Source organism: Klebsiella sp. P1CD1 (assembly GCF_003790505.1).
Taxonomy (GTDB): Bacteria; Pseudomonadota; Gammaproteobacteria; order Enterobacterales; family Enterobacteriaceae; genus Klebsiella; species Klebsiella variicola.
This window is the reverse complement of sequence record NZ_CP033631.1, coordinates 778,686-794,947: the sequence shown is the minus strand read 5'-3', so window position 1 is coordinate 794,947 and position 16,262 is coordinate 778,686. Positions and strand designations below refer to the sequence as shown.

Genomic DNA, 16,262 nt, shown 5'->3' with positions numbered 1-16,262 from the left:
TAATCACAAAATCTGCCCACAATAATATCAAAACGACATCGAATTGATAGTGGTTCTCATTAGTATTTACACTGTGCAGCAAATCACGTTTATTTTCCTTGCGCTCACGCAGTAAAAAAGCGGCTTAGCGCGGGCCTGGTAAAATTTTCGCCTGTATCGGCGCAGCGCTGGTACAGAAAAGAGGATTCATGCTAGTTTAGACGTCCAGACGTATAAAAACAGGTTCATCAACATGGCTGATAAACATCTTGATACCGCGCTGGTCAACGCCGGACGGAGCAAAAAATATACCCAGGGCTCAGTGAACAGCGTGATCCAGCGCGCGTCATCGCTGGTTTTCGATACCGTGGAAGCCAAAAAACACGCCACCCGCAATCGGGCCAACGGCGAGCTGTTCTACGGGCGTCGCGGCACCCTGACCCACTTCTCGCTGCAGGAAGCGATGTGCGAGCTGGAAGGCGGCGCCGGCTGCGCCCTCTTCCCCTGTGGCGCGGCCGCGGTGGCCAACACCATCCTGGCGTTCGTCGAACAGGGCGACCATGTGCTGATGACCAATACCGCCTATGAGCCAAGCCAGGATTTTTGTACCAAAATTCTCGCTAAACTCGGCGTCGCCACCAGCTGGTTCGATCCCCTCATTGGCGCCGATATTGCCCAACTTATTCGGCCGGAGACCCGCGTGGTGTTCCTTGAATCGCCTGGCTCCATCACCATGGAAGTGCATGATGTGCCAGCGATTGTCGCCGCCGTGCGTCAGGTCGCCCCGGAAGCGATTATCATGATCGATAACACCTGGGCGGCGGGGATCCTGTTCAAAGCGCTGGATTTTGGCATCGATATTTCTATTCAGGCAGGCACCAAATACCTGATCGGCCATTCCGACGCCATGGTCGGCACTGCGGTGGCGAACGCGCGCTGCTGGCCGCAGCTGCGTGAGAATGCCTATCTGATGGGACAAATGCTGGACGCCGATACCGCCTATATGACCAGCCGCGGCCTGCGCACCCTGGGCGTGCGCCTGCGTCAGCATCATGAAAGCAGCCTGCGCATCGCCGAGTGGCTGGCGCAGCATCCGCAGGTGGCGCGGGTCAACCACCCCGCCCTGCCCGGCAGTAAAGGCCATGAGTTCTGGAAGCGCGATTTTACCGGCAGTAGCGGGCTGTTCTCGTTTGTGCTCAACAAGCGTCTCAACGACGCTGAGCTGGCAGCGTATCTCGACAACTTCAGCCTGTTCAGCATGGCCTACTCGTGGGGCGGCTTTGAATCGCTGATTCTGGCCAATCAGCCGGAGCAAATCGCTCACATCCGACCGGATGCGGAAGTCGACTTCAGCGGCACGTTGATCCGTTTGCACATTGGTCTCGAAAATGTTGACGATCTGCAGGCGGATTTAGCAGCGGGCTTCGCGCGTATCGTGTAAAGTGACAGTCAGTGGCAACAATAGCGGACGCTTTTTAGCAAAGCGGCCGCTTTTGTTGCGCCCGGGATCAAGGTGCTCGGGTCTCTTCAGGAGTACACTAGTCAACAATACGGTACCACTTAGGAAAGTCCATGGTTGTCATTCAAGAGATTGTCGCCGCGTTGTGGCAACATGATTTTGCCGCATTGGCGAACCCTCACGTTGTGGGCGTTGTATATCTGGTTATGTTCGCCACCCTGTTTCTGGAAAACGGGCTGCTGCCCGCGTCCTTTTTACCGGGGGACAGCCTGCTGCTGCTCGCCGGCGCGCTGATTGCTAAAGGCGTCATGGACTTTGTGCCCACTATCGCCATTCTGACCGCCGCCGCCAGCCTCGGCTGCTGGTTGAGCTATGTGCAAGGGCGCTGGCTGGGCAATACGCAAACGGTGAAAGGCTGGCTGGCGCATCTGCCGCACAAGTACCATCAGCGCGCCACCTGTATGTTTGATCGCCACGGCCTGCTGGCGCTGCTCGCGGGCCGCTTTCTGGCATTTGTCCGCACCCTGCTGCCAACCATGGCGGGGATTTCCGGCCTGCCGAACCGCCGCTTTCAGTTCTTCAACTGGCTGAGCGCCCTGCTGTGGGTTGGCGTGGTCACGGGTCTCGGCTATGCGCTGAGCATGATCCCGTTTGTGAAGCGCCATGAAGATCAGGTCATGACCTGCCTGATGATCCTGCCGATTGCTCTGCTGCTGGCGGGCCTGCTCGGCACGCTGTTCGTGGTGATCAAAAAGAAATACTGCAGCGCCTGACGGCCACCTGCCGGGGGGCCTGCGCCCGCCCGGCTTGCCCTTCCCGATATTACATGCCCTGCATCGTGCGAATTCGTGCGGCATCTTCCCCGGGCGTCATACCGAAGTAGCGCTTAAACTCGCGGCTGAACTGCGAAGGACTTTCATACCCCACCCGCATCGCCGCCGCGCTGGCCTTCATGCCGTCATGGATCATCAGCATACGCGCCTTGTGCAAACGGTAGGTTTTCAGATACTGCAGCGGTGAAGTACTGGTCACCGATTTAAAATTATGGTGAAACGCCGAGACGCTCATATTCGCCTCTGCCGCCAGCCGATCGACGCTCAGGTTTTCGGTGTACTGGCTCTCGATGTGTTTCAGCACGCGACTTATCAAACTGAAATGGGTCTGTCGGCTGACCAACGCCAGCAGTGCGCCGCCGCAGGGGCCCGTCAGCACATAGTAGAGGATTTCACGGATAATCTGCTTGCCAAGAATGCGCGCGTCCAGCGGACGATCCATGACGTCGAGCAGCCGTTCGGCAGCGCACAAAATATCTTCGGAAAGCACTGCCGAATTTATTCCGCTGGAGGCGACGGCGGGCTGAAACAGCGGATCCTCGCCAATATCCATCAGCAGCTCCTGCAGTTGCAGGATATCGACGTTCAGACGCATCCCGGCGAGGGGCACCTCCGGGGTGGCAAAGGTTTCGCATTCGAAGGGCAGCGGCACGGTCAGCAGCAGATATTCATTTGTGTCGTAGCGAAAAGTCCGCTCATTGATATAACCAATTTTATGGCCGGAAAAGAGAAAAACGATCCCCGGCTGATACATCACCGGCGTCCGGGTACCCGGCTGCGTCCCATACAGCAGGCGGACGTCAGGCAGCAGCGAACTTAACAGTTCGTGCTTATCTTTCAGCTGGTTAATCTTCTCTGTCAATATCTGGCATATCTGTGCGTGTTGCATTGCCACCGCCTCTCCCGATGTTTCTTCACCCATACATTGTGCGCAGGCTGGCGAGAATTCTCCAGCCACATGGAGAAATAGGCAAGACATCGGCAGAAATGTGCATTGAGGGTCAACGGCGCCAGGACCACAATAACCGTCATCTGGCAGCGGTATCGTCCCTGTCGGCGGTTTTACTCTTTTGAGGACACTAGCAATGAATAATTTTGACCTGCATACCCCAACCCGCATTCTGTTTGGCAAAGGCGCGATTGAAAAGCTGCGTGAACAGATCCCGGCGGAGGCTCGCGTACTGATCACCTACGGCGGCGGCAGCGTGAAAAAAACGGGCGTCCTGGATCAGGTACTCACCGCCCTGAATGGCCTGGATGTCCTTGAATTTGGCGGCATCGAGCCGAACCCGTCTTACGAAACTCTGATGAACGCCGTGAAGCTCGCCCGTGAAGAGAAGGTCTCCTTCCTGCTGGCGGTCGGCGGCGGTTCAGTACTGGATGGCACCAAGTTCATCGCCGCGGCGGCCCATTACGACGCCGCTATCGATCCATGGGAAATTCTGGAAACTTACGGCAGTAAGATCGCCAGCGCCATTCCAATGGGTTCGGTTCTGACTCTGCCAGCGACCGGTTCTGAATCAAACAAAGGGGCGGTGATTTCGCGGAAAACCACCGGCGACAAACGCGCGTTTATGTCTTCGCACGTCCAGCCACAGTTCGCGATCCTCGACCCGGTTTACACCTACACTCTGCCACCGCGCCAGGTCGCCAACGGCGTGGTTGACGCCTTCGTCCATACCGTTGAACAGTACGTCACCTACCCGGTTGACGGCAAAATTCAGGACCGTTTCGCCGAAGGCATTCTGCTGACGCTGGTGGAAGATGGCCCGAAAGCGCTGCAGGAGCCAGAGAACTACGACGTGCGCGCTAATATTATGTGGGCGGCGACTCAGGCGCTGAACGGTCTTATCGGCGCTGGCGTACCGCAGGACTGGGCGACCCATATGCTCGGCCACGAACTGACGGCGATGCATGGTCTGGATCACGCCCAGACGCTGGCTATCGTGCTGCCGGCGCTGTGGAATGAGAAACGCGATACCAAGCGCGCGAAACTGCTGCAGTATGCCGAGCGCGTATGGAATATCACCGAGGGCTCCGAAGAACAGCGTATCGATGCCGCTATTGCCGCAACCCGTAGTTTCTTCGAGCAGATGGGGGTGCCGACCCGCCTCTCCGATTACGGTCTCGACGGTAGCTCCATCCCGGCGCTGCTGGCGAAACTGGAAGAGCACGGCATGACCAAACTGGGCGAACATCAGGATATCACCCTGGACGTCAGCCGCCGTATTTACGAGGCTGCTCGCTAATTTAACCCCGCCTGATTCACCTCTCCTTACGTTAAACAAACGTCGGGGAGAGGTGTTTTTACTACCGTTTTTAGCTATTTCGTCCAGACTTAATGCTACCCCTCGGCGGATTCTGCCTCGCCGAGTTCATTAACAGGAGGAAGGCATGACACATCCAACCGTTATAAAACTACACGACGGCAACCTGATGCCGCAGCTGGGTCTCGGCGTGTGGAAAGCTGGCAACGAGGAAGTCGTCTCCGCCATTCATAAGGCGCTGGAAGTCGGTTATCGCTCTTTTGACACCGCCGCCGCGTACCAAAATGAGGCCGGCGTCGGCAACGCGCTGCACAGCGCAGGCGTCAATCGCGATGAGCTGTTCATCACCACCAAGCTGTGGAACGACGATCAAAAACGGCCGCACGAGGCGCTGAAAGAGAGCCTCAGCAAGCTGAAGCTCGACTATGTGGATCTCTACTTAATCCACTGGCCGGTGCCGGCGATCGGCCATTACGTCGAAGCCTGGCAGGCGCTGATCGAGCTGCAGCAGCAGGGGCTGGCGAAAAGCATCGGCGTGTGTAATTTCCAGGTCCCGCATCTGCAGAAGCTGATTGATGAAACCGGCGTCGCACCGGTGATCAACCAGATTGAGCTCCATCCGCTGCTGCAGCAGCGTCAGCTGCATGCCTGGAACGCCACCCACAAGATCCAGACCGAATCCTGGAGCCCGCTGGCCCAGGGCGGTAAAGGGGTGTTCGATCAGAAAGTCATCCACCAGCTCGCCGATAAGTACGGCAAAACGCCGGCGCAAATCGTCATCCGCTGGCATCTTGATAGCGGTCTGGTGGTGATCCCGAAATCAGTGACGCCGTCGCGTATCGCGGAAAACTTTAACGTCTGGGATTTCCGTCTCGACAAAGACGAACTCAGCGAAATCGCGAAGCTGGACCAGGGCAAGCGTTTAGGGCCCGATCCGGATCAGTTTGGCGGCTAACATATAAAAAAGCCGGATAGCGCTGACGCTTATCCGGCTCTCCAACTGGCCCGGTCAGCAAAGCGCTACCGGGCACAACGTCAGGCTTAACGCCCGGCGACTTTACCGCGTTTGACCGGTTTTTTCGCCGTCGTTTCACCGTTAGAACGCTGATGTACAATCGGCGTGTGCTTGGTCAGCGCCGGACGGGTATGGCGGTTCTGGCGACGCGCTTCGCGCATCTCATCCAGCGTCGGGGCAGGCACCAGGCAGTCGCGGCGTGAGCCAATCAGGTGCTTTTTACCCATCGCCTCCAGCGCCTGACGGATCAGCGGCCAGTTTGCCGGATCGTGATAGCGCAGCAGCGCTTTATGCAGACGGCGCTGTTTATCGCCCTTCGGCACCACCACCTCTTCGCTCTTATAGCCAATCTTGCCCAGCGGGTTCTTGCCGGTGTAATACATAGTGGTCGAGTTCGCCAGCGGCGACGGATAGAAGTTCTGCACCTGGTCGAGACGGAAGCGATGTTTCTTCAGCCACAGCGCCAGGTTCACCATATCTTCATCACGGGTTCCCGGATGGGCGGAGATAAAGTACGGGATCAGATACTGTTCTTTACCCGCCTGCTTCGAATAGGTATCAAACAATTCTTTAAAGCGGTCGTAGCTGCCCATCCCCGGCTTCATCATCTTCGACAGCGGCCCCTCTTCGGTATGCTCCGGGGCGATCTTCAGATAGCCGCCGACGTGGTGGGTCGCCAGCTCTTTGATATAGCGCGGATCTTCGACGGCGATGTCATAGCGTACGCCAGAGGCAATGAGGATCTTCTTAATGCCCTTCAGCTCACGGGCGCGACGGTAAAGATTGATCGTCGGTTCGTGGTTGGTATCCATGTGCGGGCAGATATCCGGGTAGACGCAGGAGAGACGGCGGCAGGTCTGCTCGGCGCGTGGCGATTTGCAGCGCAGCATATACATGTTGGCCGTTGGTCCGCCGAGATCGGAGATCACCCCGGTAAAGCCGGGCACCGTGTCGCGAATGGCTTCGATTTCATTAATGATCGAATCTTCTGAACGGCTCTGGATAATGCGCCCTTCGTGCTCGGTGATTGAGCAGAACGAACAGCCGCCGAAGCAGCCGCGCATGATGTTGATCGAGAAACGGATCATCTCATACGCCGGGATACGCGCGTCGCCGTAAGCAGGATGCGGCACACGCTTGTAAGGCAGCGCGAAGACGCTGTCCATCTCTTCAGTCGAGAGCGGGATTGCCGGCGGGTTGATCCAGATATAGCGTTCGCCATGCTTTTGCATCAGCGCCCGGGCGCAGCCGGGGTTGGTTTCATGGTGCAGAATACGCGAAGCGTGAGCGTACAGGACCTTATCGCCTTTCACCTTCTCGAAGGAAGGCAGCAGCACATAGGTCTTTTCCCACGGTTTGGGCCGCGGCGGCTGCACGGTGATGCTTTTGGCTTCCTGCTTTTTCGGCGCAACCGGCTTGTTATCGGCACACGGCAGATCCTCACCGTACGGATGCGGGATCGGGTCAATTTTGCCAGGCGTATCCAGGCGGGTGGAATCGACGCCGCTCCAGCCCGGCAGCGCCTCTTTCACCATGATGGCGGTATTGCGCACATCGCGGATCTGGTCGATGGTTTCGCCCATCGCCAGGCGATGCGCGACTTCCACCAGCGGACGCTCGCCGTTGCCGAACATCAGCATATCGGCCTTGGAGTCCACCAGCACCGAGCGGCGCACGGTATCGGACCAGTAATCATAATGCGCGGTACGGCGCAGGCTGGCCTCGATGCCGCCAAGGATCACCGGCACGTCTTTCCACGCCTCTTTACAGCGCTGGGTGTAGACCAGGGTGGCGCGGTCCGGGCGTTTACCCGCCACGTTGCCGGCGGTGTAAGCATCGTCATGGCGCAGCTTACGGTCGGCGGTGTAGCGGTTGATCATCGAGTCCATATTGCCGGCGGTCACGCCGAAGAACAGGTTCGGCTTACCCAGGCGCATAAAGTCGTCTTTGCTGTTCCAGTCCGGTTGGGAAATGATCCCCACCCGGAACCCCTGCGCTTCCAGCATACGGCCGCAGATGGCCATCCCGAAGCTCGGGTGGTCGACGTAGGCGTCGCCGGTCACCAGAATAATGTCGCAGCTATCCCAGCCAAGTTGGTCCATCTCTTCACGCGACATCGGTAAAAATGGCGCAGGGCCAAAACAGGCAGCCCAGTATTGCGGCCAGGAAAAAAGGTCACGATCCGGTTGGATCAGGGATATTGCGCTCATATTGCTTCCGGGGAAATGATAAAAAAATAACCAAAAGGGCGTGGATTATAAGCCGGAATGATAGTGGAAATGAAGGAGGATTTTCTCAAACCCTGACCGTGTTCCGGCCAGGGTTGAAGAGATTACGGCGCGGGATTCACCAGCATCTGGCCGATCGAGCCGCGGTCGGCAAGCTCCAGCGTCTGGCTCAGATACTGGAACGGGAAGTGCGGCCACGACGGCTGAGCATAGTAGACCAGCAGTTCAACCTGCCCGTCGACCCACACGGTGTCCTTCCAGCCGCGATCTTCCGGGAAGGGCGACGAGCCGTTGACGTTACGGATCTGGAACATCACCCCTTCAATATGGAACGACTGCGGGCGGTCGGCGCGCACCGTCCAGCGCTCCCAGGTCCCCTGTTGCGCCGTGATATCGATACGCTGCGGATCCCACAGCTGGCCGTTGATGCCCGGATCGTCGCCAAGGGTGATATCCCGGCTGCGGATCGGCGTGCCGGAGAGCAGTTCGGTCGGCAGCAGACGCACCGGCAGACTGTCGGTGACCAGCGGCAGCAGCCCGGTCGGCCGCAGGGTCAACACCAGCGTGGAGACCAGGATGCTTGACGGTTCAAAAAAGCCGCGGATACGGTCGACAATACTCGCCGCTTCACCGCAGGTAATGGACACTTCATCGCCGTTGGTCATATCGACCAGTATTTCACGCCGTTCCCCCGGCCCCAGCGACAGCTGCTTGAGCGAGACCGGCGCCGGCAGGAACCCCTGGTCGCCGGAAATCACATGCAGCAGTCGGCCATCGCTCATCTGCAGCTGATAGCGCCGGGAGTTGGAGGCGTTCAGCAGGCGCAGGCGCACCCAGCCGCGCGACACTTCGACATAGGGGCTCTGCACGCCGTTAACCAGCAGCGTATCGCCAACGAAGCCGCCGCTCCCCGGTTCGCTATATTCCGGCGTGCCGAAGTTATCCAGCCGCTTGTCCTGAATGATCACCGGGAAGTCATCAACGCCGTAGTGGTTAGGGATTGGCAGGTTCTTGCTGACCTCATCTTCCACCAGCCACATGCCGGCCAGGCCGTTGTATACCTGCTTCGCCATCCGGTTCGGCGTGTTGGCCTGATACCACAAGGTGGCAGCGCTCTGGCGGATAGGCAGCACCGGCGCCCAGTCGGCGTTCGGCGACATCATACGCGCCGCGCCGCCGATCAGCGGGCCAGGCACCTGCAGGCCGCGGATGGTCATCGCGACATTCTCAGTCAGACGGTTGCTGTAGATAAGCTTGACGTCGTCCCCGCTCCAGACGCGGATCGTCGGCCCCATGTAGCGGCCATTGATCCCCCAGACGGGGGCGCGAGTGCCTGGCGTAAACGACCAGTGCGAACGCTGCAGCGTCAGAAACAGCGGCTGACCGCGACGCGATTCCAGCAGCGGCGGAACCGGCAGCGCAAGCTGCTGGCCGGCGGCATGGGCTTTCAGCGGCGCGGCGCCAGCGCACAGCGCTACGCCGGAAGCCTTAATAAACTGACGCCGACTGAGTGACATATTAACTCCATGACATACTGACAAATGAAAAAGGGAATTCGTTTCCCGCCAGCAATACGCGCGCGTTGGCGGCGTTTCCTGTCTTATGACTTTTTAGCCGCTTCGCGCGCGGCCACTTCGTTGTCCAGCTCAGCAATTTTGGCGGCCATCAGCTCGCGGCAATGCGTCGCCAGCGCGCGCACGTTGTCTTTACCGAACTGGCTGGTATCCACCGGCGGCAGCATCTCAACAATCACCAGACCGTTGTTCCAGCGGTTGAGCTTAATTTTGTTCGATGTGTTGGACACGCACACCGGAATAATCGGCACTCCGGCGGCGATCGCCGCGTGAAAGGCGCCGGTTTTAAAAGGCAGCAGGCCGCGGCCGCGACTGCGGGTCCCTTCCGGGAACATCCAGAACGAAATTTTACGCTTTTTAAAGGCATTCACCACTTCAGCAATGGTGCCATGCGCTTTGGTTCGGTTATTACGGTCAATCAGCAGGTTGCCCGTCAGCCAGTAGAGCTGGCCAAAGAACGGGATCCACAGCAGGCTTTTTTTACCTACGGTGACCGTCGGCGGCTGCACGATGTTCGACGCCGTCACCATATCATAGTTGTTCTGGTGGTTAGCGATGTAGATCGCGTTGCCATAGCTTTCCGCATCAGCAGGTTTGCGCAGTTCCACCTTCAGGCCAAATACCGGAGATAAGCGGCCAAACAGATGGCCGAAAGTGGCAACATGTTTTGGATTACGCGGGCTGAACAAGCAGTACAGACAGCCAAGTATGCACACCACGATGCAATAAATGACCACGAAAATTACTCGAAAAATGAATAGCATAGCTACCTCTAAAACCCAAACCGCTTAGAATTATTCGCTGCTGACAGAAGGCAGGCTCATCAGTTCTGCGCAGGCCGGGACCGTTCTTCCTGGGTCCCTGGTGATGGACATTGTTAATCGCAACGCCTGAATAAACAACGATTTTGCGGCATTTTTTCGCCTCCTCCCGTCAAAGACGGGAGGAGTGGCGTTTACTCTTCGCTATCGCCTGCCGCGGCGCGGCGCGGCGAGTCGATTTCAACACGGTCGATCTTCTGCAGCCCGCGCATCAGCGAACCGCGGCGACCACGCTCGCCGGTGACTTTTTGCAGCTCTTCCGGACGCAGTTTGATTTTCCGTTTGCCAACATGGATGGTGAGCGTGCTCTGCGGTGGCAGGATAAACAGATGCGCCAGGCCATCCTGCCCGGCGGCGGCTTCCGCCGCAGGAATGCTGATAATTTTGTTGCCCTTGCCTTTCGACAGCTGCGGTAGATCGCTCACCGGGAACATCAGCATCCGTCCGGCTGCCGTGATGGCCAGCAGCATATCGGACTCGTCCTCAATCACCAGCGGCGGCATCACGTGCGCGTTGTCAGGCAGGGTGATCAGCGCTTTACCGGCACGGTTGCGCGCCACCAGATCGTTGAAGGTGCAGACAAAACCGTAGCCCGCGTCGGAAGCCATCAGCAGCTTACGATCGTCGCTTTCCATCAGCATATGTTCCACGGTCGCCCCCGGCGGCAGAGTCAGCTTACCGGTAAGCGGCTCGCCCTGGCCACGCGCGGAAGGCAGGGTAATTGGATCGATGGCATAGCTGCGCCCGGTGGTATCGATAAACACCACCGGCTGGTTGCTCTTGCCTTTCGCCGAGGCCTTCCAGCTGTCGCCCGCTTTATAGCTCAAGCCCTGAGCGTCGATGTCGTGCCCTTTGGCGCTCCGCACCCAGCCCATCTGCGACAGAACGATAGTCACTGGCTCAGACGGCTGCATATCATGCTCGCTCATCGCTTTCGCTTCTTCACGTTCGTGAAGCGGCGAGCGGCGTTCGTCACCGAAAGCATCGGCATCAGCCTGCAGCTCTTTTTTCAGCAGGTTGTTCATTTTACGCTCAGAAGCCAGAATCGCCTGCAGCTGGTCGCGCTCTTTTTCCAGCTCGTCCTGCTCGCCGCGGATCTTCATCTCTTCCAGTTTGGCGAGGTGGCGCAGTTTTAATTCCAGAATCGCTTCCGCCTGGGTTTCGCTGATGCCAAAGCGCGACATCAGGGCTGGCTTCGGTTCATCTTCGGTGCGGATGATCTCGATCACTTCATCGATATTGAGAAACGCCACCAGCAAACCTTCAAGGATATGCAGGCGCTTAAGCACTTTCTCTAACCGATGGTTCAGACGGCGACGCACGGTATCGCGACGGAACACCAGCCACTCGCTGAGGATCTCCAGCAGGTTTTTCACCGCCGGGCGTCCGTCGAGGCCGATCATATTGAGGTTGATGCGGTAGCTTTTTTCCAGATCGGTAGTGGCAAACAGGTGGTTCATCACCTGTTCCATATCCACCCGGTTGGAGCGCGGAACGATCACCAGACGGGTCGGGTTTTCGTGGTCCGATTCGTCGCGCAGATCGTCAACCATCGGCAGCTTTTTATTGCGCATCTGCGCCGCAATCTGCTCCAGCACTTTGGCGCCGGAAACCTGGTGCGGCAGCGCGCTAATCACCACCGCGCCGTCCTCTTTGCTCCACACCGCGCGCATGCGCACTGAGCCGCGTCCGTTCTGGTAGATTTTGCGAATTTCCGCCCGCGAGGTGATGATCTCCGCCTCGGTCGGGAAATCCGGCCCCTGCACGATATCCAGCAGTTCGTCGAGAGTCGTTTTCGGCTGCTCAATCAGGGTAATAGCCGCTTTGGCCACTTCACGCAGGTTGTGCGGCGGAATATCAGTGGCCATACCCACCGCGATGCCGGTGGTGCCATTAAGCAGGATGTTCGGTAGACGCGCAGGCAGCATTTTCGGCTCCTGCAGCGTCCCGTCAAAGTTTGGTACCCAGTCGACCGTTCCCTGTCCCAGCTCGCTGAGCAGCAGTTCAGCATACTTCGACAGGCGGGACTCGGTGTAACGCATGGCGGCGAAGGATTTCGGATCGTCCGGCGCACCCCAGTTTCCCTGCCCGTCTACCAGCGGGTAACGGTAAGAGAACGGCTGCGCCATCAGCACCATCGCTTCATAGCAGGCGCTGTCGCCGTGCGGGTGATATTTACCCAACACGTCGCCGACGGTGCGGGCGGACTTTTTGAATTTCGCGCTGGCGTTCAGCCCCAGCTCGGACATCGCGTAGACGATGCGACGCTGGACCGGTTTTAAGCCATCGCCAATAAACGGTAATGCCCTGTCCATGATCACGTACATGGAGTAGTTCAGGTAAGCATTTTCCGTAAATTCATGCAGCGCAAGGCGCTCTGCCATATCGCTCATTAATCGTGGATCCTCAATCTGGGTACCGACCGTTCGGACGGCAAAACTACCCGCGATAATACCCGATCTCACGCCCTGAGTCACAGGCCGTGAGATCGGCTGAGGATTCCGTCACGCTTAATCAGGCCAGCGGCAGATAAATATCGGTTTGCAGTTCATGCTCAGCCACCTCATGGACAAAATTGAGGTAACGGAAGTACACCGGAAAATCCCGTAACGTCTCGCCTGACGCGGGTAACCAGTCGCGATAGAGAAACCAAACGCTGTTCGCCAGCGTGTCCAGCGAGCCGTGATGGCGCACGACGGCGCAGCGTCCGCCGGGGATTTCGCCGTTAATCACGCCAAAGGCGTTTTCACCGACCGGCCCAGCGACCGTACCGCAGATATCAAAACGAAATGCCTCCTGCGGGGTGGTCTGCGGATCGTCCCAGGCGATACCCCAGGTATCGCTGGTGGCGACGGGCGATAATCCGCTCGTCTTACGCCAGGCGATAAAACGCGCGGCGGTGGTGTTGACAAGGTCCGGGCTGCCGCGATGTTGCAGTACGGCTATCCGGGTGGTGGGGAAGGAAATGATGTTGACGTCCATCGACGTTTGCTCCTGTAGCGTATGTTTCGGTACGCGTCGATGCCACTCGGCCCAGTCCGGTTGCTGACGGAATTGGGTCGGGCTTTGGTCAAACGCGGTACGGAAGGCACGACTGAACGACTCCGCATTCTGAAATCCGGCATCAAGGGCAATATCGATGACTTTATCGCGGGGGTTGAACGCCAGGCGCCAACAGGCGCGTCGCAGACGCAACCACTGAATATACCGGTACAATGGAATACCGGTATAAGCGCTAAATTGCCGGTGAAAATGGTAAGGCGAACTGTGCGCTATCGCGCTCAGCGCCTCGAGCGACAGCGGCTCATCAAGATGGCGCGCAATGTACCTACAGACACGCTGGAAGCGCCCGACATACGCCGGGCTGGCCTTAATATCGTTCATCGTCTCCTCCTCGCGACATACTCTGACAGAGCGAGGATCGCGATGCCTGACCGATCTTGCGCTTATCTGACGAAGACTTATGGCGCGATTTTACGGATCTGTTTAACGTCGATTTCTACTGAGTTCCAGTCCTTATCGACTTCCCCCTGAATTTCTACTGTGTCCTGCGGGCCGACGGTCACGCCGTTCCAGCGCTTGTGGTCGATATCGACATTGATCACCCCGGAAGCATCCTGGAATTTATACAGATCGTCAGAAATGCGCTCGGTTATCTTGCCGCGCAGGGTCACCCAGGTATCGTCCCGCAGCGATTTGGCATTGGCGACGGTGGTCACCGCGCCGCTCGGGCCGGTGAATCCGCCAGCCTGCGCTGTGGAACTGACCTGCGTGGTCGAAGAAGGACCGGTAAACCCGCCCTGTTCGGCAGCCAGCACCGGCATGGAAACCAGGGCAACGATCGCGGTCATCGCAGCAATTTTCTTCATGATGTGTTCTCCCTTCGTGTTGATATGGCTCCTATTACGCCCGACAAAACTTAACGACTTCTTAAGCGGAAAAAAGAAATTTTAATGCTGTACATCACCCGCTTCAACGCGGTTTACTGCGCAAAGAAACAGGATCGTCGGAGGGAAACATGCGCATATTACTGGTGGAAGATGACAAGCTGATCGGCGACGGCATCAAAGCCGGGCTGAGCAAAATGGGCTTCAGCATTGACTGGTTTACCGCCGGGCTGGAGGGCAAAAATGCCTTATATAGCGCCCCCTACGACGCCGCAATCCTGGATCTCACCCTCCCCGGCATCGATGGCCTCGATATTCTGCGCGAATGGCGGGACAAGGGCCGCCATGAGCCAGTGCTGATCCTTACCGCCCGCGATGCGCTCAGCCAGCGAGTGGAGGGGCTACGGCTCGGCGCTGATGACTATCTGTGCAAGCCTTTCGCCCTGATTGAAGTGGCGGCGCGCCTCGAAGCGTTGATCCGTCGCGCGCACGGCCAGAGCAGCAGCGAGCTGCGCCACGGCAAGGTGAGCCTCGACCCGAACCGCTTAACCGCCAGCCTCGACGGCGAGAGCCTGGTGCTAAAGCCGAAAGAGTTCGCCCTGCTGGAACTGCTGCTGCGTAACACTGGTCGCGTACTGCTGCGCAAGCTTATCGAAGAAAAGCTCTACACCTGGGACGACGAGGTCTCCAGCAACGCCGTGGAAGTTCACGTCCATCATCTGCGCCGCAAACTCGGTAGCGGATTTATCCGCACTGTCCACGGCATAGGCTATACCCTGGGTGACGCATGAAACGACTTGCCCGCATGAGCCTGCGCGTCCGTCTGACGCTGCTGTTTGCTGTGCTGACCGCGGCCGCCTGGGGCGTCGCCAGCGTGATCGCCTGGCAGCAAACCAGCAAAAAGCTGGATAAGCTGTTCGATACCCAGCAGTTGCTGTTCGCCCGCCGCCTGAGCGCCATGCATTTCGATGAACTCCGCGCCCCGCCCGAATCGCTCGGTGAAAAGAAAAAGGTGCGGCATGGACACATCGACGACGACGCGCTGGCGTTCGCCATCTTCACCCGCGACGGCACCATGGTGCTCAACGACGGCGAGAATGGAGAGGATATCCAGTGGAACTCGCAGCGCGAGGGGTTCAGTGATGGCTATCTGCGCGGCGATGATGACGAGTGGCGCTTCCTGTGGTTAACCACTGCCGATGGTCGTCATCGCATCGTCGTCGGTCAGGAGTGGGATTATCGGCGCGAAATGGCGATGGATATCGTGACCTCGCAGCTCACCCCGTGGATGATCGCCCTGCCGCTGATGTTCGTGCTGCTTATCGTGCTGTTAAGCCGCGAACTGGCGCCGTTGAAAAAGCTGGCGCGCACGCTGCGCCTGCGCGCGCCGGACTCAGCGGAATCGCTCAGCGTGGAGAAGATCCCCTCCGAAGTCCGCCCGCTGGTCGAGGCTCTGAATCAGCTGTTCCAGCGCACCCATGACGCCATGCTGCGCGAACGTCGGTTTACCTCTGATGCCGCCCATGAGCTGCGCAGCCCGCTGGCGGCGCTGAAGGTACAGACCGACGTCGCCCAGCTCTCTATGGACGATGCAGAAGGACGTGAGAAAGCGCTGGCCCAGCTCCACCAGGGGATCGATCGCGCCACCCGGCTGGTCGATCAACTGCTGACGCTGTCGCGGCTGGACTCACTCGCCCAACTGGACGACGTGCAGCCGGTCGCCATCGACGACCTGCTGCAGTCGGCGGTGATGGAGATGTATCACCATGCGCAGCAGTCCGCCATTGAACTACGCCTACACCTGAATGCCAGTCATATCGTTCACACCGGCCAGCCGCTGCTGCTCAGCCTGCTGGTGCGCAACCTGCTGGATAATGCCGTACGCTATAGCCCGCGCGGCAGCCAGGTTGATATCACCCTCAACGCCCGCGAGTTTCGGGTGCGTGATAACGGCCCAGGCATTAGCCCGCAGGCGCTGGCGCGCATCGGCGAGCGTTTTTATCGCCCGCCGGGGCAGGACGCGCCGGGCAGCGGCCTGGGCCTGTCTATCGTCCGACGCATCGCCTCGCTGCACGGCATGCAGGTTGATTTCGCCAACGCGCGCGACGGCGGCTTCGAAGCCCGCGTGTACTGGTAGCGAGATTATTGCTCATTTGGCAAAAGACTTTGCACATTTTGCTCATTTTACTGCCCCGCTTC

General features: G+C 58.5%; 12 protein-coding genes and 1 pseudogene. 6 read left to right on the top strand and 7 right to left on the bottom strand.

Annotated elements, in window-relative coordinates; translation table 11 throughout:
* The first annotated feature begins 232 nt into the window (after nucleotides 1-232).
* Together metC and yghB are read left to right on the top strand one after the other, a co-directional pair.
* On the top strand, nucleotides 233-1,420 hold the full coding sequence (gene metC, locus DTA24_RS04005; protein ID WP_022064944.1) for a cystathionine beta-lyase: 1,188 nt from the start codon (nucleotides 233-235) through the stop codon (nucleotides 1,418-1,420).
* Nucleotides 1,421-1,551: 131 nt separating this feature from the next.
* Entirely contained in the window at nucleotides 1,552-2,211 is a 660-nt protein-coding gene (gene yghB / locus DTA24_RS04000) for a DedA family general envelope maintenance protein YghB (RefSeq protein ID WP_004205217.1), read from the top strand.
* A gap of 49 nt (nucleotides 2,212-2,260) precedes the next feature.
* Here yghB and DTA24_RS03995 read toward each other — a convergent pair whose 3' ends face one another.
* A complete protein-coding gene (locus DTA24_RS03995) occupies nucleotides 2,261-3,160 on the bottom strand; it encodes an AraC family transcriptional regulator (protein ID WP_012967218.1) in 900 nt (299 codons plus the stop codon).
* A gap of 196 nt (nucleotides 3,161-3,356) precedes the next feature.
* Here DTA24_RS03995 and yqhD point away from each other — a divergent pair, with 196 nt between their 5' ends.
* Nucleotides 3,357-4,520 (top strand): alcohol dehydrogenase, encoded by a 1,164-nt coding sequence (gene yqhD, locus DTA24_RS03990; RefSeq protein WP_071583189.1) that lies wholly within the window; start codon nucleotides 3,357-3,359, stop codon nucleotides 4,518-4,520.
* A 145-nt stretch (nucleotides 4,521-4,665) separates the two neighbouring features.
* A complete protein-coding gene (gene dkgA / locus DTA24_RS03985; protein ID WP_008806502.1) occupies nucleotides 4,666-5,493 on the top strand; it encodes a 2,5-didehydrogluconate reductase DkgA in 828 nt (275 codons plus the stop codon).
* A gap of 119 nt (nucleotides 5,494-5,612) precedes the next feature.
* Here the strand turns inward: dkgA and DTA24_RS03980 are convergent.
* The 6 genes and pseudogenes from DTA24_RS03980 to DTA24_RS03955 form a co-directional block, all read right to left on the bottom strand.
* Nucleotides 5,613-7,852, bottom strand: a pseudogene (locus tag DTA24_RS03980) (YgiQ family radical SAM protein); the annotation flags it as partial.
* A 33-nt stretch (nucleotides 7,853-7,885) separates the two neighbouring features.
* Nucleotides 7,886-9,298 (bottom strand): cell division protein FtsP, encoded by a 1,413-nt coding sequence (gene ftsP / locus DTA24_RS03975; RefSeq protein WP_008806504.1) that lies wholly within the window; start codon nucleotides 9,296-9,298, stop codon nucleotides 7,886-7,888.
* 83 nt (nucleotides 9,299-9,381) lie between these two features.
* The gene (gene plsC, locus DTA24_RS03970) at nucleotides 9,382-10,119 is read right to left on the bottom strand and encodes a 1-acylglycerol-3-phosphate O-acyltransferase (RefSeq protein ID WP_008806505.1); all 738 of its coding nucleotides are present in this window, start codon (nucleotides 10,117-10,119) and stop codon (nucleotides 9,382-9,384) included.
* Between the two features lie 191 nt (nucleotides 10,120-10,310).
* On the bottom strand, nucleotides 10,311-12,569 hold the full coding sequence (gene parC / locus DTA24_RS03965) for a DNA topoisomerase IV subunit A (protein ID WP_008806506.1): 2,259 nt from the start codon (nucleotides 12,567-12,569) through the stop codon (nucleotides 10,311-10,313).
* A gap of 121 nt (nucleotides 12,570-12,690) precedes the next feature.
* A complete protein-coding gene (locus DTA24_RS03960) occupies nucleotides 12,691-13,560 on the bottom strand; it encodes an AraC family transcriptional regulator (protein ID WP_008806507.1) in 870 nt (289 codons plus the stop codon).
* A 77-nt stretch (nucleotides 13,561-13,637) separates the two neighbouring features.
* Nucleotides 13,638-14,045, bottom strand: coding sequence for a YgiW/YdeI family stress tolerance OB fold protein (locus DTA24_RS03955; protein WP_008806508.1), 408 nt, complete (start codon nucleotides 14,043-14,045; stop codon nucleotides 13,638-13,640).
* A 149-nt stretch (nucleotides 14,046-14,194) separates the two neighbouring features.
* Between DTA24_RS03955 and qseB the strand changes: the two genes are divergently transcribed.
* Together qseB and qseC are read left to right on the top strand one after the other, a co-directional pair.
* Entirely contained in the window at nucleotides 14,195-14,854 is a 660-nt protein-coding gene (qseB, locus tag DTA24_RS03950; protein ID WP_123836570.1) for a quorum sensing response regulator transcription factor QseB, read from the top strand.
* Complete coding sequence (gene qseC / locus DTA24_RS03945) at nucleotides 14,851-16,200, top strand: quorum sensing histidine kinase QseC (protein ID WP_042946649.1); 1,350 nt, start codon at nucleotides 14,851-14,853, stop codon at nucleotides 16,198-16,200. Before qseB ends, qseC begins: the two co-directional genes overlap by 4 nt.
* The last annotated feature ends 62 nt before the right edge of the window (nucleotides 16,201-16,262 follow it).

Excerpts from the sequence above, each read along its gene's own strand:
- metC (WP_022064944.1), top strand. The coding sequence starts at position 233 with ATGGCTGATAAACATCTTGATACCGCGCTGGTCAACGCCGGACGGAGC.
- yghB (WP_004205217.1), top strand. The coding sequence starts at position 1,552 with ATGGTTGTCATTCAAGAGATTGTCGCCGCGTTGTGGCAACATGATTTT.
- DTA24_RS03995 (WP_012967218.1), bottom strand. The coding sequence starts at position 3,160 with ATGCAACACGCACAGATATGCCAGATATTGACAGAGAAGATTAACCAG.
- yqhD (WP_071583189.1), top strand. The coding sequence starts at position 3,357 with ATGAATAATTTTGACCTGCATACCCCAACCCGCATTCTGTTTGGCAAA.
- dkgA (WP_008806502.1), top strand. The coding sequence starts at position 4,666 with ATGACACATCCAACCGTTATAAAACTACACGACGGCAACCTGATGCCG.
- ftsP (WP_008806504.1), bottom strand. The coding sequence starts at position 9,298 with ATGTCACTCAGTCGGCGTCAGTTTATTAAGGCTTCCGGCGTAGCGCTG.
- plsC (WP_008806505.1), bottom strand. The coding sequence starts at position 10,119 with ATGCTATTCATTTTTCGAGTAATTTTCGTGGTCATTTATTGCATCGTG.
- parC (WP_008806506.1), bottom strand. The coding sequence starts at position 12,569 with ATGAGCGATATGGCAGAGCGCCTTGCGCTGCATGAATTTACGGAAAAT.
- DTA24_RS03960 (WP_008806507.1), bottom strand. The coding sequence starts at position 13,560 with ATGAACGATATTAAGGCCAGCCCGGCGTATGTCGGGCGCTTCCAGCGT.
- DTA24_RS03955 (WP_008806508.1), bottom strand. The coding sequence starts at position 14,045 with ATGAAGAAAATTGCTGCGATGACCGCGATCGTTGCCCTGGTTTCCATG.
- qseB (WP_123836570.1), top strand. The coding sequence starts at position 14,195 with ATGCGCATATTACTGGTGGAAGATGACAAGCTGATCGGCGACGGCATC.
- qseC (WP_042946649.1), top strand. The coding sequence starts at position 14,851 with ATGAAACGACTTGCCCGCATGAGCCTGCGCGTCCGTCTGACGCTGCTG.